At 53.6% G+C, this 17739-nt stretch carries 17 protein-coding genes and 1 pseudogene; 5 read left to right on the forward strand and 13 right to left on the reverse strand.

The features are described 5' to 3' along the window. Window positions 1–36 precede the first annotated feature (36 nt). A complete protein-coding gene (locus ACHZBF_RS07450) occupies window positions 37–1143 on the forward strand; it encodes a branched-chain amino acid ABC transporter substrate-binding protein (protein ID WP_321528090.1) in 1107 nt (368 codons plus the stop codon). A gap of 50 nt (window positions 1144–1193) precedes the next feature. On the opposite strand, the gene ACHZBF_RS07455 is transcribed toward ACHZBF_RS07450, so the two are convergent. Then, entirely contained in the window at window positions 1194–2174 is a 981-nt protein-coding gene (locus tag ACHZBF_RS07455; RefSeq protein ID WP_273437781.1) for a DMT family transporter, read from the reverse strand. A gap of 440 nt (window positions 2175–2614) precedes the next feature. On the opposite strand from ACHZBF_RS07455, the gene ACHZBF_RS07460 reads away from it, so the two are divergent. The 3 genes from ACHZBF_RS07460 to ACHZBF_RS07470 all read left to right on the forward strand — a co-directional run bounded on the left by ACHZBF_RS07460 (window position 2615) and on the right by ACHZBF_RS07470 (window position 4032). Beyond that, window positions 2615–2965, forward strand: a complete 351-nt coding sequence (locus tag ACHZBF_RS07460; RefSeq protein WP_273437897.1) for an ArsR/SmtB family transcription factor — start codon at window positions 2615–2617, stop codon at window positions 2963–2965. Window positions 2966–3248: 283 nt separating this feature from the next. Beyond that, window positions 3249–3782, forward strand: coding sequence for a cation diffusion facilitator family transporter (locus tag ACHZBF_RS07465; RefSeq protein WP_335342957.1), 534 nt, complete (start codon window positions 3249–3251; stop codon window positions 3780–3782). Continuing rightward, on the forward strand, window positions 3706–4032 hold the full coding sequence (locus ACHZBF_RS07470) for a cation transporter dimerization domain-containing protein (RefSeq protein ID WP_335342958.1): 327 nt from the start codon (window positions 3706–3708) through the stop codon (window positions 4030–4032). The genes ACHZBF_RS07465 and ACHZBF_RS07470 overlap by 77 nt, the downstream gene beginning before the upstream one ends. Before the next feature lie 257 nt (window positions 4033–4289). Here the strand turns inward: ACHZBF_RS07470 and ACHZBF_RS07475 are convergent, their stop codons facing one another. Further along, window positions 4290–4520, reverse strand: a complete 231-nt coding sequence (locus ACHZBF_RS07475; protein WP_273437779.1) for a thioredoxin family protein — start codon at window positions 4518–4520, stop codon at window positions 4290–4292. Between the two features lie 39 nt (window positions 4521–4559). Next, window positions 4560–5879, reverse strand: coding sequence for a permease (locus ACHZBF_RS07480; protein WP_321528091.1), 1320 nt, complete (start codon window positions 5877–5879; stop codon window positions 4560–4562). A 252-nt stretch (window positions 5880–6131) separates the two neighbouring features. Here ACHZBF_RS07480 and ACHZBF_RS07485 point away from each other — a divergent pair. Continuing rightward, window positions 6132–6298 (forward strand): annotated as a pseudogene (locus ACHZBF_RS07485) (ISL3 family transposase); the annotation flags it as partial. 167 nt (window positions 6299–6465) lie between these two features. Here ACHZBF_RS07485 and ACHZBF_RS07490 read toward each other — a convergent pair. The 10 genes from ACHZBF_RS07490 to ACHZBF_RS07535 all read right to left on the reverse strand — a co-directional run bounded on the left by ACHZBF_RS07490 (window position 6466) and on the right by ACHZBF_RS07535 (window position 17682). Then, window positions 6466–7173, reverse strand: a complete 708-nt coding sequence (locus ACHZBF_RS07490) for an ABC transporter ATP-binding protein (RefSeq protein ID WP_029133951.1) — start codon at window positions 7171–7173, stop codon at window positions 6466–6468. Then, window positions 7166–7954, reverse strand: a complete 789-nt coding sequence (locus tag ACHZBF_RS07495; RefSeq protein WP_029133950.1) for an ABC transporter ATP-binding protein — start codon at window positions 7952–7954, stop codon at window positions 7166–7168. The genes ACHZBF_RS07490 and ACHZBF_RS07495 overlap by 8 nt, the downstream gene beginning before the upstream one ends. Further along, window positions 7951–9183 (reverse strand): ABC transporter permease subunit, encoded by a 1233-nt coding sequence (locus ACHZBF_RS07500; RefSeq protein WP_321528092.1) that lies wholly within the window; start codon window positions 9181–9183, stop codon window positions 7951–7953. Before ACHZBF_RS07500 ends, ACHZBF_RS07495 begins: the two co-directional genes overlap by 4 nt. Before the next feature lie 8 nt (window positions 9184–9191). After that, on the reverse strand, window positions 9192–10094 hold the full coding sequence (locus ACHZBF_RS07505; RefSeq protein WP_321528093.1) for a branched-chain amino acid ABC transporter permease: 903 nt from the start codon (window positions 10092–10094) through the stop codon (window positions 9192–9194). Window positions 10095–10160: 66 nt separating this feature from the next. Further along, entirely contained in the window at window positions 10161–11288 is a 1128-nt protein-coding gene (locus ACHZBF_RS07510) for a branched-chain amino acid ABC transporter substrate-binding protein (RefSeq protein ID WP_029133947.1), read from the reverse strand. Between the two features lie 229 nt (window positions 11289–11517). Continuing rightward, complete coding sequence (ppk1, locus tag ACHZBF_RS07515) at window positions 11518–13722, reverse strand: polyphosphate kinase 1 (RefSeq protein ID WP_335342959.1); 2205 nt, start codon at window positions 13720–13722, stop codon at window positions 11518–11520. A 46-nt stretch (window positions 13723–13768) separates the two neighbouring features. After that, a complete protein-coding gene (locus ACHZBF_RS07520) occupies window positions 13769–14491 on the reverse strand; it encodes a hypothetical protein (RefSeq protein WP_273437775.1) in 723 nt (240 codons plus the stop codon). A 168-nt stretch (window positions 14492–14659) separates the two neighbouring features. Further along, window positions 14660–15124, reverse strand: coding sequence for a chemotaxis protein CheX (locus ACHZBF_RS07525; RefSeq protein ID WP_029133946.1), 465 nt, complete (start codon window positions 15122–15124; stop codon window positions 14660–14662). 263 nt (window positions 15125–15387) lie between these two features. Further along, window positions 15388–15813, reverse strand: a complete 426-nt coding sequence (locus ACHZBF_RS07530; protein ID WP_157606830.1) for a PaaI family thioesterase — start codon at window positions 15811–15813, stop codon at window positions 15388–15390. A gap of 81 nt (window positions 15814–15894) precedes the next feature. Further along, complete coding sequence (locus tag ACHZBF_RS07535) at window positions 15895–17682, reverse strand: acyl-CoA dehydrogenase C-terminal domain-containing protein (protein WP_321528094.1); 1788 nt, start codon at window positions 17680–17682, stop codon at window positions 15895–15897. Window positions 17683–17739: the final 57 nt, after the last annotated feature.

Raw genomic sequence — 17739 nt, forward strand, 5'->3', positions numbered from 1 at the left:
TCATGACTGGGAAAGTACCAGAGGAGAATCGTTGAAATGAAAAAGACATTCAAGCTGTCCGTGATGGCCGTAGCGACTGCCGCAGCTATGAGCTTTGGCTCGGTGGCATTGGCCGACATCATGATTGCCACCGCGGGACCCATGACGGGTCAGTACGCGAGTTTTGGTGCCCAGATGAAGGCGGGTGCCGAACAAGCCGTTGCTGATCTTAATGCTGCCGGCGGCGTGCTCGGTGAGAAACTTGTGCTGGAAGTGGGTGATGATGCCTGCGACCCCAAACAGGCGGTGGCGGTTGCCAACCAGATGGTCAATAAAGGCGTCGTGTTCATGGCTGGGCACTTCTGCTCCGGCTCTTCCATTCCCGCATCCAAGGTGTATGAAGAGGAGGGGATAGTAATGATCTCTCCGGCCTCCACCAACCCGAAACTGACGGAAGAGGGTGCTGACAACGTGTTTCGTGTCTGTGGGCGCGATGATCAGCAGGGCGCGGTTGCTGGAAAATTCCTGAAAGAGAACTTTGCGGACCAGAAGATAGCCTTTATTCATGACAAGACTGCTTATGGCAAGGGACTTGCTGACGCAACCATGGCCGAGTACAAGAAACTGGGTGGTGAACCGGCAATGTACGAGGCGATTACCGCGGGCGAGAAAGATTATACCGCCCTGGTTTCCAAGATGAAGCAGAGCAATATCGGCGTCATGTATCTGGGTGGCTACCACACCGAGGGGGGGCTGATTGTCCGCCAGATGCGTGAGCAGGGCATGGATACTGTGCTGGTTTCCGGTGATGCGCTGGTGACCAACGAGTACTGGTCGATTACCGGGCCGGCCGGAGAAGGCACGTTGATGACCTTCAGTCCGGATCCGCGCAAGAACCCGGTTGCCGCTCCGTTAGTGGAAAAGTTCCGCAGCAAAGGTATTGAGCCGGAAGGCTATGTCCTTTATACCTATGGCGCCGTTCAGGCCTGGGCCCAGGCGGCCAATGCGGCTGGCTCCACCGACACCGCAAAGGTGGTGGCGGCGCTGAAGTCAGGTGAGTTTGATACCGTCCTTGGTAAATTCAGTTTTGATGGAAAGGGTGACGTTACTGCACCGGGTTATGTGCTTTATAAATGGACGAACGGTAGTTACGACTATCTGTAAACCGGTCGTATAGGCAAAGAAAAAGCCCGGCAGATTGCCGGGCTTTTTTGTCATTGATCCAGGTCGGCAAGCAAATGCCTGCTGCGCCAAAGGTCAAGCAGTGTATAACCGATGTTGGTGGCAAGAATAATCGCCATCCCCAGGAGCAGGGTGGGGGTGAACTGTTCCGCGAGGATCAGGATCGCAAGACTGAATCCGAAGATAGGTTCCAGGTAGGCAATCACCGGTGCCAGGGTTGTGCGTACACTGCCGAAACCCTTGAAGTAGATCAGTCCGCCCAGTGCGGTAGCGATAAAGCCCATGCCGAAGGCGTTGTATAGATTGCCACTGCTCAGTTCAATCGGCAGCAGAAACAGCGCTGGTAGCATAATCAGTGAACCGATGAATGAACTGGTGATAATCATCTGTTCGGTTTTAATTCCTTTTGTCTTGATTACCCTGACCAGCACCATGCTGAAGGAGAACGCCATGCTGGCAGTGACTGCGGAGATCAGTCCCAAAACCGAAGAGAGTGATCCGAAACTGGGTAGCTGTGTGGTGCCCAGGATGATGGTGAGGAGCCCCAGCAGATTCAGGCTGACGGACAGGTAGTAGGCACGGCTGAACTGGGTCGGCCGCAGATCGCGAAACAGATAACGACACGCCAGTTTCTCCATGAGTGGAAACCAGATGGCAGCGGTATACAGGAGTATCACGCTTAGGCCGACTGACAGCAGGACTGCCCCCAGGGTATAGAGAGCGACCACCAGTGCCATGGATATGCCGACCACCACCCAGAGTCCGGTGTGATCTCTGGCGAAACTGATCGTCTCCATTACCTTGTCACGGGTGGTCCGGGGGAACAGTGGGTACGCAATCAATGCGATCAGCGGAAAACTGAGCGTGCAAAAGAAGAAACGCAGGAAAACAATATTGGCCGGATGAGTCTGTACAATATGGTTGGCGAAAATGCCCATCGAGCCCATCATCAGACAGCCCAGTACAAGTGTACCGATATGACGGATTTCGGATTCACGAAACAGGCTGAACACCAGAGATTTCTCCGCTGAGACAGCTTGGGATACTGTCCGAAAGAGGAGAATTATAGAGGGTTGATGCCGTGTGACAAGCAGCAGAAAATCAGGCAGATTGACTCAAGCGGCGCTGCTGTTCTGTATAAGGTGACCTGATTACCCATCTGCCTCAGCCATGGCCACGGACAATAGTAGTCGCCCAGAAACGTAAATGAACGTGAATCCTTTGATTTTCCAAGTGCCGCATCTCCTGCCCGGCAGGGCACTGCTGGTTTTTGGTTAGCGACCTGTTCTGTTACGCCATGCCCAGATAACTGATTTATTATTATGGGTACTCGGATTATCTGGTTGATATCCAATCTGTCTTGCCCTGTCGTTACGATCATCCAGGATTGTTCTGGTTAGCCCTGAAATCGTAAAACTTGACTAGATTTAATTATGTCCATATTCTTCGACATATGGAAACGTTAAAGGCAATAGCCAGCTTTGGTGCTCTTTCTCAAGAGACGCGGTTGGAAGCATTCCGGCTTCTGATTCGTCATGAACCAGACGGGCTCCCTGCTGGTGAGATCGCAAGACAACTGGGTGTACCGCACAATACGATGTCAGCACATTTGTCTGTGCTTACCCGTGCCGGGCTTGTTCTCTCCCAACGCCAGAGTCGTTCCATCATCTATCGGGCGAACTTGAGTCGTATGCAAGAGACGATTCGATTCCTGGTCAATGACTGTTGTGCGGGTCATCCACAGGTCTGCGAGCCGCTGACATCCGCGCTGATCGCTTGCCCCGCCCAACCAGACAAATTGTGAAGCCCTATGCAACCACTTATTTATCACAACCCTGACTGCGGCACATCGCGCCGCAAACGCGGGATCGTCACGCTGTGCTTCGGCGGCGGCCAAGGCGTTGCACTGGCCCTCGAAATCACTTGAGCGAAAATGCCAAGTCAGCGCAAGAAGGGGCGTGCCGTGACCCGGTCCGATAGACACGAACATACCCCCGCCCGTTATGGGCGGACCTTTGCCATCGGCGTCACGCTGAACGTCGGCTTTGTCATCATTGAGGCGTTCTACGGCTGGCACACGCAGTCGCTTGACATTGCTGGCCGATGCCGGCCATAACCTTAGCGATGTGGCGGGCCTGTTGCTGGCGTGGGCGGCCGTGGGTGCTGCGCGGCTGCGACCGAACGTGCGGCATACCTATGGCTGGCGACGCGGATCGATCCTCGCCAGTTTTGCCAATGCCATTATCCTGTTGCTGGCAATGGGTTCCCTGGGGTGGGAAGCCATACAGCGCTTGCAAACACCAGCAGACATAGAGGCGAATACGGTGATGGTGGTAGCCGGTATCGGGGTGTTGATCAATGCCGCGACGGCCGCCCTGTTCATGGCAGGCAGCAAGACCGACCTGAACATCCGTGGTGCTTTCCTGCATATGGCAGCCGACGCACTCGTATCGGTCGGCGTGGTGATCTCCGGCGCACTCTACCTGTGGCGAAGGCTGGACCTGGATCGACCCGGTAGTCAGTCTGGTCATCGCTGTGGTGATCGTGATCGGCACCTGGTCACTTTTCTATCGTTCACTGCACCTGCTATTCGATGGTGTGCCAGAAAGCATCGATCTTAACGCGGTGCGTGACTGCCTGCTTGCATTACCCGACGTAGCAGACCTTCATGATCTGCACGTTTGGGCCATGGCAACCAATGAAAATGCCCTAACCGCGCATTTGGTGCTCAAGGGAGGTACGGTTCAAACTCGCGGACTCCTTGAGCAGGCGCGTGAGAACTTGCATGAATTCTTTGAAATACGGCATGTGACCCTACAAGTCGAAACCGCCGACCAAGCAGTACTCTGCCCGGCAATGCACTGCTCCTGAGGTATGCCGAAGGCTGAACAGGCAGCGGGCTGCCATGCGTGCTCTTCCCATATACAGGGGTGATTCTGTAGCACCGCTTTTGCGGCAAGTTCGGTCTGAAAGCCATTCATAGGGCGCACACCTCGCCCGTGCGGAATCAAATTGCACCGGCTACTGTTGCGTCCGGTCTTTTATAAAGCCGTGCCTTCATGGTTGGAAAGCACCGAGCACGACTGCGGGGCACCTTTAAACCATGGCTTGAAGGTGCCCGCTATCACTCAAGCCAGTAACTGCTGGATCTGATCTGCATTGATTACCTTGCCTTCAATAACGATCTCACCATCAATCGCCAGTGCCGGGGTATGCATGATGCCAGCATCAATAATCGCATTGGTGTCGGTCACTTTCTCGATTTCGTATTCGACTCCCTTTGCGCTTGCTGCGTCTTCTGCATTCGCTGTCAACTGTTTGCATTTGGCACAGCCGCTGCCATAGATAGTAAATTTCATTATTTGTCCTCGCTCGTGACATGAGTTTAACCGGTGGCGTCACCACCAGTTGCCATAAACAAATCCGGTTATGGTGGCCATCACCACTACCAACGCACAATAAACCAATGTTTTTTGCGTACCCAATATGGTGCGAATCACCAGCATGTTTGGCAAAGACAGTGCCGGCCCTGCCAATAGCAGCGCCAGTGCTGGCCCTTTGCCCATACCGGCTCCCATCAATGCTTCAACGATAGGTACTTCGGTCAGGGTAGAGAAGTACATCAGTGCGCCCAGTACCGAGGCGATGATTGTGGAGGTCAGTGTGTTATCGCCCACTGCCACCGCGACCCATTCTGACGGGATGATCCCCTCATGACCGGGACGGCCCAGTGCGAAGCCGGCGATGAATACCCCTGCCAGGAGCAGAGGCAGAATCTGTTTCGCAAAATCCCAGCTCTGTAGCCACCATTCACGATCCTGTTCACGCAATGCCGCGATAATCATCAGGCCGGCAATACCGATAACGAAGGGTAACTCGGGAACACCTGGCACGACGACAGCTGAAACCATAACCACAGCCGCCAGAATCAGCAGTTGAGTGGCCGGCCACTGCCAGCGCCAGATCAGCAGGCCTGCCAGCGCGGCAGAGAGTAGTGCGGTAATATGCCACTTCCACTCGTATATCTGCATCCAGACTGCGCTGTCAGCCGCCGCCCAGTTGGCGAACACCAGCACCCCGACCATCAGAGCGAAAAAGATAACAATCGCACTCATCGGCTTATCTGCGTCATCGCCGACAAATCCGCGATTGTTCTTGACCACTCGCTGTGCCTCTTCCTTGCGGTAGATCAGATGCATGATGGTGCCGATCACCAGTGCAAACAGAATGGCCCCGACCGCACGGGCAATACCGATCTCAGCCCCCAGCACTTTGGCTGTAACGACGACGGCCATGATATTGATGGCGGGCCCTGAATAAAGAAACGCAATCGCTGCGCCCAGGCCCGCACCGCGCTTGTAGATGCCACCGAATAGTGGCAGGACGGTACAGGAACAGACGGCCAGCAGCGTACCGGATACCGATGCCACGCTAAACGCCACCGGCTTGGATGCCTCGGGCCCCAGGTAGCGCATCACCGCACCCTGGCTGATATACGCCGACATGGCGCCGGCAATCAGGAACGCTGGCAGCAAACAGAGAATAACGTGTTCTCTGGCGTACCAGTGGGTCAGGCGCACTGCTTCCAGTACCGCGTTATCGAAGCGCGCAGTTCCGGCGGGAAGAAAATAGATCAGCAGAAAGGTGGCCAGCATAAAGAACAGCAGGTTTGCTTCACGAGCGTTGCTGGCGTACAACTCGCGCAATCGTGTGGTCATATAAACACTCCTTGAAAGGGATATCGGTTGAGGCCCTCCTGTCTTGAAGACGAAGGCACTGGCAAATGGATGCAGAAAAAATGCTTTATTGATGCAAGTGGCAGCAGACTGGCCGGTTTTCATCAAACCTGATCCGGCAGTTCACAGTAATATTATTCCTTAAGCGCTATCCAGTCCGCAGTAAACGGGACTTGCGCGCACTCAGCGTCAACCCATACTGTTCCGTCTGGTCATGATCCAGGCTCTACCTCAGCATCCTCGCCCATTGCCTGCCAGGAAATTGGCTGGAGGGTGACTTCGTGCAATTCGTCAAGCCTGATGTTCCCTATCGTGATCTGCCCATCCACGGCAAGCGGGTTACCGTCCAGTTGATCCGACGCGGATACACCTGCCGTGCTAGCAACACCACGTCAGACCCCAATACCGCAACGGCTGGACGCCTGCGAGCGCAAGGAACGCTTCTACGGTATCTGGAACGCCACTACTCGCCCGGAAGCCCAGGCTGGCCTGTAAGGTGATGAACATTGGCCGGGCACAAGGGTTACAAGACCTGCCCGGTTTGTAGGCACCCAATAACAATGCCCCCTCATCCGCCCAGATAGGCTTTTTGCACGTCCTGGTTGGCCAGCAGTTTATCGGCATCATCACTGATGGTAATGCTGCCATTCTCAATCACATAACCCCGGTCGGCTATATGCAGTGCCTGGTTGGCATTCTGCTCCACCAGAAAAATGGTGGTGTTATTTTCATCATTGATCTTTTTGATAATTTCAAAAATCTGGCGGATGATCAATGGCGCCAATCCCATGGAGGGTTCATCGAGCAATAGCAGGTCGGGGCGTGCCATCAAGGCCCGCGACATGGCCAGCATCTGCTGCTCGCCACCGCTCAGATTGCCACCTGCCTGGTGTCGGCGCTCGTCCAGGATCGGGAAGAGTGAGAAGACGTAGTCAAGATCTTTTTGGATGCCTCTCTTGTCGGAACGGAGAAAGGCACCCATGTCCAGATTTTCCTGCACCGTGAGTTGCGGAAAGATATGCCGACCTTCAGGCACTTGACAGATTCCCATGGCGACAATCTTGTCCGGGGCTACATTGTGGATTGGTTCGCCCTTGTAAAGAACCTGACCATTACGCGGCGGCACAATGCCCGAAATCGACATCAGTGTTGTGCTCTTGCCGGCGCCATTGGCACCGATTAGGGTAATGATCTCACCCTCGCGAACCTCAAGATTGATCCCTTTCAGCGCCTGGATATTGCCGTAATAAGCGTCCACGTTACGTAATTCAAGCATCGAGATCTTCCCCCAGGTAGGCCTTGATCACCACCGGATTGGACTGGATCTCTTCCGGTGTTCCCTGGGCGATTTTCTCTCCATAATCCATCACGTAAATTCTGTTGGAAAGTGTCATTACCAGCTTCATGTCATGTTCAATCAGCAGGATTGAGTAACCCTGATCACGGAGCCGCAGAATGAGTTGCACCAGTTCCTGGGTTTCCTGGGGGTTCATCCCCGCCGCCGGTTCATCCAGCAGCAGGAGTGACGGATCAGTCGCCAGTGCGCGGGCAATCTCAAGGCGTCGCTGAGCGCCATAGGAGAGATTTCGCGCATAGTTGTCCACCTCGTCGGCCAGGCCAACAATTTCCAGGATTTCGTGGCTGCGCTCAATAATCGCCTGCTCCTCCTGACGATTTCCCGGAGTGCGAAGGATGGCTCCCAGAATGAACGAATGTGTGCGGCAGTGCCGTCCGATCATCACGTTTTCCAACACCGTCATGCTTTGAAACAGGCGAATGTTCTGGAAGGTTCTTGCCATGCCTTTTTCAGTGACTTTGTTCGGTTTTAGTCCGTTGAGCCGGCTGGTTTTTCCCTGGAGCGTATGCAGTATTACGTCTCCTTCGGTCGGGTTGTAGATACCGGTCACGCAATTGAAAAAGGTGGTTTTGCCAGCACCGTTGGGACCAATCAGGGCGACGATCTCTCCGCGATTGACTTCCAGATCAAGCTGTTTGAGAGCCTGAATGCCCCCAAAGTGCATCGAGAGTCCACTGACTTTAAGGATGGTGTTGTTCATTGGACATCACCCGACTTCTGTTTCTGATACTTATAGGTTCGCCGTACATTGGAGATGATACCCTGCGGTTTGAATATCATCATGACCACCAGAATGGCACCGAAGGCAAGCATCCGGTAATCGGAGAGTGCCCGCAGATATTCGGGCAGCAGGATCAGCACCAGCGCACCGACGATCACACCCAGAATCGAGCCCATTCCACCCAGTACCACGATAGAGAGGATGATCGCTGACTCCAGAAACGTAAAACTTGCGGGGTTTATGAAGGTGGTTTTAGCGGCAAAGATAACACCCATCATACCGGCCCAGGTTGCACCGAGGGCAAAGGCGGTCAGTTTGGTTTTGGTCTTGTCTATGCCCATAGCCTGGCAGGCAATCTCATCCTCGCGCAAGGCGATCCACGCCCGCCCAAGCCGGGAGTCCTGTAATCGGTTCACCACGAAGATAGTGACAATGACCAGTGCCACCATGATGTAGTAAATATAAAGAATGGCTGCCTCCAGCGACAGTTCAATACCGAACATGCCCGGGCGGGGTATGTTGGATATACCGCTTGGGCCCTGGGAGAATTCATTCCAGTTCTCCAGTATCAGGCGGATGATTTCGCCAAACCCAAGGGTCACAATGGCCAGATAATCTCCCCGTAAACGCAATACCGGAAAACCCAGTATGATTCCGAAGCTGGCCGCAAACAGGGCGCCAATGGGTAATGCCATCCAGAACCCGATACCGAAATGCGCATTCAACAGTGCGTAACTGTAGGCACCAACGGCATAGAAGGCGACGAATCCCAGATCAAGCAGACCCGCCATGCCGACCACGATATTTAACCCCAGCCCCAATACCACATACATCAGGGCGGTTGTCATGATGTTGGTCTGGTAGGTATCGAACAGGTAAGGAAACACCAGTGCGAATACCGTCACTGCCCCTTCCAGTGGATAGAGATATCTTGGATTTTGCAGAATAACCTGTATCAGTGGTTCGCTCGGCGTCGTATCCGAGTCACTGGCGGAACGTCTTTCAAGGCGCTTTGTTTTCTGTGTATTAACAACCCGAATCAAAATGGAGAGAACAAAGCTGCCAATGGCCACGAAAAACATGTTTTCCCATCGCCAGATGATGGTCCGCTCGATGGGATTGGCCTTAATGACCAGGATCGGAAAGGTAAGGAATACAAACCAGAGCGATACCAAAAATGAACGTTTCAGTTCTTCAAATGAGATCATTTCCGTCCCTATACTTTCTGAATCTCAGCCTTACCCAGCAGGCCGGAAGGTTTGAATATCAGGATCAGAACCAGCAAAGAGAACGCGAACACATCCTCGTAGTCACTGGAGACATATCCGGTGGCGAAGCTTTCGGTCAGTCCAAGTATGACGCCACCCAGTACCGCACCGGGAATCGAGCCGATCCCGCCGAGCACAGCTGCGGTGAAGGCTTTGATGCCGGCGATGAACCCGATAAAAAAATTGATTTGACCGATATGGGATGCGATTAACAGCCCGCCGACCGCGGCGAGTGCTGAGCCGACAATGAATGTGGCCGATATTACCCGGTCGACATTAATGCCCACCAGCATCGCCATTTTGCGATCCTGTGAAGTGGCACGCATCGCCTTGCCGATACGGGTAAATTTGATCAGCAGGGTGAGTCCGACCATCATCAGGGTAGTGACCACCAGGATAACCATGTCGGAAGATCCCACAATGTGGACAAAAGGTTCCATGAAATAAAATTCCGGAATCAACTCGGGAAAGGGCTGAAAATCGGAAGTCTGGGCCAGCAGGACATAGTTTTGCAGGAAAATTGACATGCCGATTGCACTGATCAGCGGTGAGAGCCTGGGAGCATGTCGTAGTGGTTTATAGGCCAGTTTCTCAACAGTATAACCGTAGGCACTGGACCAGACGGCAGCCGCCAGACCTGCCAGCACAATAATTGCCAGCAGTGGAAAACCCAGGATCGATAATACGGTAGAGACAATAAATGCGGTAAATGCACCGATCATGTATATCTCGCCATGGGCAAAGTTAATCAGCCCGATGATGCCGTATACCATGGTATAACCCAATGCGATAAGCGCATATATCGCGCCTCTGGTCAGACCACTGAAAAGGAGTTCAATGAAGTATTCCATAAATAATACAAGGGGCCTGGATTCTGGGATGTGAATCCCGAAATCCAGGCCCCTATGTCCTCGGGTTTACTTTACTTCGACGTACTGACCGTTCTGCACCTGGTAGACTGCGAAGCCTACGCCAACCGCATCACCGCGTTCATCAAAGTGAATATTGCCAACAGTAGTGGCAACATCGTTGGCTTGAAGCGCGTTGGTAATAGCCGCCGTATCGGTTGAACCGGCTTTTTCTACGGCATTCAACAGTGCTGCAGCGGCTGCGTGCGCGCTATCAAAGAAGGCTCCGGGATCTTCGCCATAGGTCTTCTTGTGGGCCTCAATTGCAGCGGTATAGAGGGGGTTGCTGGAGTTGTCTTTGGCGCCGGTTGCGTAGACACCCTCGGCACTCTTGCCGGCTACCTTAATAAAGGTGTCATCTTTCACGCCATCACCCGAGATAAAGTCAATGTCGATGCGTTTCTTACGCATCTGGGTGACGATCTTTGATGCTTCGGGGTGATAGCCACCATAGATAACACCGTCGGCACCGGAGCGTTTTATCTTCTGCACCACCGCGGAGTAGTCAACCGCACCAGGGGTGACACCTTCGAACAGGACGACTTCAGCATTACCGGATTTTTCAATGAACTGTTTGGCAAACTCAGCCAGACCCTTGCCATAGTCGCCCTTGTCATGAATGACGGCAATCTTCTTCAGGTTGCGGTTATCCAGGGCAAAATCAACCTGGGTCTTGGCCTGGGCGTCATCGGATGCGATGGTGCGGAAAAAGTTTGGATAGTCACCGCTCTGGGTCAGTTCCGGATTGGTTGCAGAGGGAGACATGACTATGACTCCCGCATTCTTATAGATAGGCAGTGCCGCCTTGGTTGCGCCCGAGCAGATATGGCCCAGTACGACATGCACGCCACTGGAAACCAGCTTGGTTGCGGTATTGGTTGCAACTTCCGGTTTGCAAACATCATCTTCAACCAATAGTTCTACTTGTTTGCCATTGATTCCACCACGGGCATTAACATCGGCTACCACCAGTTTTGCTGCGTTGACAGTCGGTAGGCCATATGAGGCGAGGTCACCACTATGGGCGCCTGCAACGCCAAGCTTGATCGTATCATCTGCCGCTATCGCCATGGTCGGTATGGCCAGTGACAATCCCACTGTGGCAGCAAGTAACTTCTTCACAATGATCGATTTCATATCGCTGTATCCCCGGTTAGTTATTTTTCCAGTTGGATTTGGTGTGAGCATAAAAGCCCCCACTTAATTGGATAATACTACTGTCAGACGCTAAGAAATGAAACCACTAATACTCCGATAAACGCACCTTTTAAGCGGTTTCATTTGGATGGATTGTATGTCATGGATGACCCCCAGGCGTCTGGGGGATTCCGTGCTCCGCGGACCCCGTCAGGCAAGGCAGTTCAGGCTAGCGCAGATTTCTCCTGAGACGGCGTTTTTTCTTTCCCTTGACCACTTTGGTCGCCTGCTTGGATCGCTTTTCAGCAGACTGAATGAGCAGTTGCTGACAGCCAATAGCTTCTGCCTCGCTGGAGGGTTGGCGTTGCACAAAGCTGCCATCGGACTGCATCTCCCAGGCACTGCGTTGATCATTGATCTGGGTATCGAGGATAAAGCGGAGTTCATCACACAGTTTCTTGTCGGTTACCGGGGTAACCACTTCCACCCGCGACTCCAGGTTGCGCTTCATCGCATCGGCCGAACCGATGAAATACTCCTCCTCGCCACCATTGTGAAAATAGTATATCCGGGTATGCTCCAGAAACCGGCCGACGATACCAATAACCCGTGTGGTCTCGCTCAAGCCGGGTATGCCGGGCCTGAATCGGCATGTGTCACGAACAATCAGATCGATGCGCACACCATCCCGTGCCGCTTCATAGAGAGCTCGGGTGATATCGACATCTTCCAGTGCATTCATCTTGAACTGGATCAGCCCCGGTGTTTCACTGCTATGCAGTTTGCGCTCCCGTTTGATCTTCGCCAGCAGGGCGTACTTGAGCATCTTTGGTGAGGGCAGCAACTTGCGGTAACTGCGCTCCTGGGTGTACCCGGTGGTCAGATAGTTGAACAGTTCGGTAGCGTCCCGACCCAGTTCCTCATCGTTAGTCAGTATGCCGAGATCGGAATAGAGTCGTGCCGTGCCGGCATGGTAGTTGCCGGTGCCGATATGCAGATAGCGCTTGATGCCACTATAGTCGTTGCGTACCACCAGGATAATCTTTGAATGGGTTTTAAGTCCGACCACGCCATAGGTGACATGTATGCCGGCCTCTTCCATGCGGTTTGCCCAACGGATATTGGCCGCCTCATCAAAGCGCGCCTTCAGTTCGACTACTACCGCCACCTGCTTGCCGTTGCGGGCGGCACTGATCAGGTAATCGACCACCTTGGTGTCGCTCGAGGTTCTATACAGGGTCATCTTGATGGCGCGCACTTTGGGGTCGATGCTGGCTTCTTTCAGGAAGCGTTCTACCGAGGTGCCGAAAGACTCATAGGGATGCTGCAACAGCAGTGGCCCCCGTTCCCGAATGATATGGAAAATGTTTCGGGTATCGCCCAGTTCGGGGTGGTCAATCGGTTTATGGGGAGGATCACGCAGTTCCGGAACATCCAGTGAGGAGAGTTCGAACAGATCCCGCATGGCCGGCATGCTGATGATTTCGTAGACGTCACTCTCTTCATCCAGGAACAGTTCGGCGGCTAGCATGCCCCGGTGGACCGGTGTCATGTCTCGCTGCACCTGCAGACGTACAATCGGGGCAAAACGGCGTTCCCGCAGCTCTGACTCAATTAACGAGAGCAGGTCATCGGCGTGCTCTTCACTGCGCTCGGTGTTGGCGTTCCGGGTAACCCGGAACACTTCGCATGAGAGTATCTCCATCTCCGGCAATAACATATCCAGATTGTTGGCGATGACATATTCCAGTGGGACGTAATGGCGCCGATCCTTGAGCTTGAGAAAGCGTGGGATTCCCGCTCCTACCGGTACCTTGATGCGGGTCAGGGAGGTCTTGTTGGAGTCTCCCGGGTAACGCACCAGCACCAGCAGGTTCAGTGAAAGATTCGAGATGAACGGGAACGGGTGGGCCGGGTCGATGGATTGGGGGGTGACCAGTGGATAGATATTTTCGTAATAGTAGGTGCGTAGATCGCTTCTGTCTGTCTTGCTCAGTTCATCATAGCTGAGGATCGCAATGTCATGTTCTCTTAACATGGCGGTAACCGCCAGATAGTTTTCGCGCATCTGAACTTCAATATCGCGCACCACCAGGCTTGATTCGTCGATCTGTTGCTGGGGAGTCCGGCCATCCACCGTCAAAGTGGTAACGCCGGCGCCGACCTGCTGCTTCAGGCCACCCAGCCTTTTCATGAAAAACTCGTCCATATTGGCACTGACGATAGCGATGAATTTGAGCCGTTCCAGCAGCGGGGTGCGTTCATCCGCAGCTTCGTGCAATACCCGTTTGTTGAATTCCAGCCAGGTCAGCTCACGGTTGAGATAATACTCGCTGGCATCCAGGTCCAGGTTGATCTCCGGGGTTTCGGCTTCAGGCGCGGGTTTGACCGGCTTTGTTGATTCGGTATCCATTTTTTTTGCGGTATCTGACATCGTGATTTCCATGGGTGCGAATGGGCAGCTGCTTTCAATTTGCTACTTAACCGAAGTAGTGTCGCAATGTTTCAAGCGAGAGTCGATAGTGGTACTGGATCTGATCCAAAGTATAACGCTGTTCTGTTGCTACAGGACAACTCAGGCGGGCCCGACAACGATCGGCACAGCTGGAATTGGGAGCTAGTCGGTAACTGGCGCATATATCCATGCTAATTGTGGACGTTGCACTTAGTGCGCCGGCGGGGCAGACGGAAAGACAGGGTTTCTCAGCGCAGGCCCCACAGGGAGATGGTGGTGCCGGTTGCAATATTTCCGGTAACGGATCATTGGTTATTACTGCCACCCGATAGGCGTACCAGAGCCCCCATTGCGGATTGATACCGATACCGAGTGGTGATGGGGTATGCCATCCGGCGACTGTCCCAAATTGCTGCAGCGCTACCGGTGTTTCGCCGGGGTAGACAATCTGATAGTTATCCGGTGTCAGTACTTGCTGGGCAAAGCGGCAAGCGGCGGCACTACTGTGCTGATCAACTGGATCGGCTTGTAGCCACTGGGAGGACGGTATGGATTCCCACAATGCCCGGCCGCCATTGCCGATGAGGATAATACGCGTCTGGTCGGAAACCGGAAGGTTGAATTTAGTGAGAAGGGTTACCGCCTGATCAGGCAGCCGTTGGATATCCATAATGGCAAAAAGATTCAGCCCTTCGTTCTTGAGGTTTTCTATGCCAAGCCGGAGTTTCTGCGGCAGACTGTTTTCCACGAGATAGCTTCCTGTTTAAGGGTTGATCCGGGATGTGGGGCAGCGGCTGGTGTCAGGAAACAGCACCTTATGATACCGCTGCACGACAGTATACAACGACAGGATTGCAGGTATTTTAATCGATGCAGGGTAACTGGATTGGACAATGGTGCATTGAGCAGGTATTGATCAGCCTTCAAAGCAGATTTCAACGAAAAAATCACCATTCTCGGTGTGGAACGGGAGAATAATAGTCTGACCACTGGTTTTATGGGTAATTGCGTGATTCTTTCCTGCCACGACTCCGGGAATCGCCAGATCAAAGTCATAGCCCATTTCGCTAAAAATACGCTTGGCACCACCGGTTACCATATTGGTGATCTCCCCCACCAGGTCGGTCACCGTATCATTTACTGATTCCGCTTTTTCGCCCAGCATATTTTCGGCGATCTGCAATATGACGGGTTCGGTAAATGAAATCGCGAGAGACCCTTTCATCTGTTTTCCCGTCAGACCGATCAGCCCACTGACGTCACCCAATGAGGTACGTTCCTTTTTAAGGTATGGCTTACCTGGTTTGGCATCAATGCGTGCCATGGTGGAGAGGACATCGAGAATGGCATTAAGGAATGGATTGACGAATTCCGCTTTCATGTTGCGGATTATATGTCAGCCAAAAATATAATGGTAAAAAAAAGCCTGACAGGGGAAGTCAGGCTGAAGTTACCGTTTTAAAACCACCAAAGGAGGATGGGGATTTAGAAGGCACAGCAGGACTTGACACTACTACGATACTGCATTTGGCCAAGTCCCGCTGACCTGTGCCTATTGAAGCACACGGAAGGAGTATGCCACATTGATAATTATCAATCAATAAAATTATAATATGCTTATATTTATAGGGCTTTATCGCTGAATTATTCGTCCTCGGAAGGGGGGATTGAGTAGGTTCCGGTGGCGTGGGCCACCAGTTTTCCTGATGCCTCAGCCGTGATGGAGACCTCCATAATGGCCAGCCGCTTACCCAGCTTGATGATTTTCCCCTCGGCTAGGAGATCTGTCTGTTCCGGTTTGCGCAGAAAGTTGATGTTGAAGTTTGTGGTGACAGCCAGTTTTACCTGCCCAATCAGGCCCAGCACAACGGCATACATGCAGGCATCTGCCAGCATCATCATGTGGGGTCCGGAGATAGTGCCGCCCGGTCGGGTGCTGTTATGGTGATAGGGCAGGCGCATGATTGCCAGACCAGGCTCGATGCGTTCAAGCCGCATTTCAAGGTCGCTGGCCCAGGACATTTCACTCTCCAGTATATGATTGAAATCCTGGCAGGTTATTTTTGGCATACGGCCTCCAGACGCTGGATGAAAATATTGTTGAGATGTTTGGTGTTGGTGGACTCACCAACCACACCGCGTCACTGTTGATCAGAATGCACTTTCATCAAGCGCCATCATCAGGTCGGAACCTGAACGAATGCTGATATTCAATCCCTGTATTTGGGGCAGCAGTCGACCCATGAAAAAACGTGCGGTATTGATCTTGGTCTGGTAGAAACCGCTGTTGTCGTTATCCTGCTTGTTCTGCGCCACCTGAGCCATGCGTGCCCACAACCAGGCAAAGGTGGTCAGCGCGAATATACGCAGATAATCGGTAGCGGCAGCTCCGAGTTCATCCGGGTTTTTGTGACTCTCGGCAACCAGCCAGGCGGTCAGTTCCTGCAACAGGGTGTTGGCTTCGCGTAAGGGGTCGATAAATTCAGCCAGCGCTGCATCATCCCTGTTTTCAGCAATGTAGCTGTCCAGCAGGCTGAAGAAGCGTTTCGGTAATCTGCCGTCATTGATGAACAGCTTGCGACGCACCAGGTCCAGTGCCTGAATGCCGTTGGTGCCTTCGTAGATCTGGGCGATGCGGGCATCCCGTACAAACTGTTCCATACCCCACTCCTGGATATAGCCATGACCTCCATAGACCTGTTGGCAGAGGGTGGTGGTTTCGTAACCGTAGTCTGAGAAGAAGGCTTTGATAATCGGCGTAATCAAGGCGACATAGTCATCCGCCTCTTCACGTATTTGCGGATCCGGATGCCGATGCGCCAGGTCGATATTGATAGCGGTCCAGGTGGCCAGAGCACGGGCACCCTCATTGTAGGCGCGGGTGGTGAGCAGCATGCGGCGGATATCCGGGTGTACCAGCAGGGGGTCGGCGGCCTTGTCCGGGGCCTTGATGCCGGTCGCCGAACGGCTCTGAATACGCTCCTTGGCATACGCGACGGCATTCTGATAAGCCACTTCTCCCAGTCCCAACCCCTGCATGCCGATGGCCAGACGTTCGGAGTTCATCATGGTGAACATGCAGGCGAGGCCCTTGTTCTCCGGACCCACCAGAAACCCGGTAGCGCCGTCAAAGTTCATCACGCAGGTAGCGGAGGCCTTGATGCCCATCTTGTGCTCGATGGAACCACAGCTGACGCCGTTGTTTTCTCCCGGCTCATTATTCGCATCGGGTAGCCGTTTCGGCACCAGAAACAGGCTGATGCCGCGCACCCCTTCCGGGGCATCCGGCAGCCGGGCCAGCACCAGGTGGATGATATTGTCGGTCAGGTCATGTTCACCGCCGGTGATAAAGATCTTGGTGCCGCTGATCGCGTAGCTGCCATCGTCATTTGGTACTGCACGGGTGCGCACCAGGCCAAGATCGGTGCCGCAGTGCGGTTCGGTAAGGCACATGGTGCCGCTCCAGGTACCTTCCACCATCTTGGGCAAATACTGCTGTTTCAGTTCATCGTTGGCGTGATGGCTGAGGGCCGTGATGGCGCCCCGGGTCAGGCCGGGATAGAGGCTGAAGGAGACGTTGGCCGAGCAGAGCATCTCCTCCAGCATGAAGCTGATAGTTTCCGGCAGGCCCTGTCCGCCCAGTTCCGGATCGGCCGCCAGTGATGGCCAGCCGCCCTCGATAAAGGTCCGGTAGGCCTCTTTGAAGCCTTTCGGTGTGGTCACCTGGCCATCCTCGAAGCGACACCCCTCCTGGTCGCCGCTCTGGTTCAGCGGATGCAACAACTCCTCGCAGATCTTGCCCCCTTCTTCCAGAATCGCATCCACCAGGTCCGGGCTCACCTCATCGAAACCGGGGAGACTGCCTAGGGTCTCATCGGCCTCAAGCAGTTCATGGAATACAAACTGCAAGTCACGGATAGGGGCTTTGTAACTGGGCATGGATCGATACCTCTTGATAGGACTGGTTCAGTAGACGGCGGTGAATTCCGTGTGGCG

It is taken from the genome of Sedimenticola selenatireducens, assembly GCF_963675335.2.
GTDB lineage: Bacteria > Pseudomonadota > Gammaproteobacteria > Chromatiales > Chromatiaceae > Sedimenticola > Sedimenticola selenatireducens.

Excerpts from the sequence above, each read along its gene's own strand:
- ACHZBF_RS07450 (WP_321528090.1), top strand. The coding sequence starts at position 37 with ATGAAAAAGACATTCAAGCTGTCCGTGATGGCCGTAGCGACTGCCGCA.
- ACHZBF_RS07460 (WP_273437897.1), top strand. The coding sequence starts at position 2,615 with ATGGAAACGTTAAAGGCAATAGCCAGCTTTGGTGCTCTTTCTCAAGAG.
- ACHZBF_RS07475 (WP_273437779.1), bottom strand. The coding sequence starts at position 4,520 with ATGAAATTTACTATCTATGGCAGCGGCTGTGCCAAATGCAAACAGTTG.
- ACHZBF_RS07480 (WP_321528091.1), bottom strand. The coding sequence starts at position 5,879 with ATGACCACACGATTGCGCGAGTTGTACGCCAGCAACGCTCGTGAAGCA.
- ACHZBF_RS07490 (WP_029133951.1), bottom strand. The coding sequence starts at position 7,173 with ATGCTTGAATTACGTAACGTGGACGCTTATTACGGCAATATCCAGGCG.
- ACHZBF_RS07495 (WP_029133950.1), bottom strand. The coding sequence starts at position 7,954 with ATGAACAACACCATCCTTAAAGTCAGTGGACTCTCGATGCACTTTGGG.
- ACHZBF_RS07500 (WP_321528092.1), bottom strand. The coding sequence starts at position 9,183 with ATGATCTCATTTGAAGAACTGAAACGTTCATTTTTGGTATCGCTCTGG.
- ACHZBF_RS07505 (WP_321528093.1), bottom strand. The coding sequence starts at position 10,094 with ATGGAATACTTCATTGAACTCCTTTTCAGTGGTCTGACCAGAGGCGCG.
- ACHZBF_RS07510 (WP_029133947.1), bottom strand. The coding sequence starts at position 11,288 with ATGAAATCGATCATTGTGAAGAAGTTACTTGCTGCCACAGTGGGATTG.
- ppk1 (WP_335342959.1), bottom strand. The coding sequence starts at position 13,722 with ATGTCAGATACCGCAAAAAAAATGGATACCGAATCAACAAAGCCGGTC.
- ACHZBF_RS07525 (WP_029133946.1), bottom strand. The coding sequence starts at position 15,124 with ATGAAAGCGGAATTCGTCAATCCATTCCTTAATGCCATTCTCGATGTC.
- ACHZBF_RS07530 (WP_157606830.1), bottom strand. The coding sequence starts at position 15,813 with ATGCCAAAAATAACCTGCCAGGATTTCAATCATATACTGGAGAGTGAA.
- ACHZBF_RS07535 (WP_321528094.1), bottom strand. The coding sequence starts at position 17,682 with ATGCCCAGTTACAAAGCCCCTATCCGTGACTTGCAGTTTGTATTCCAT.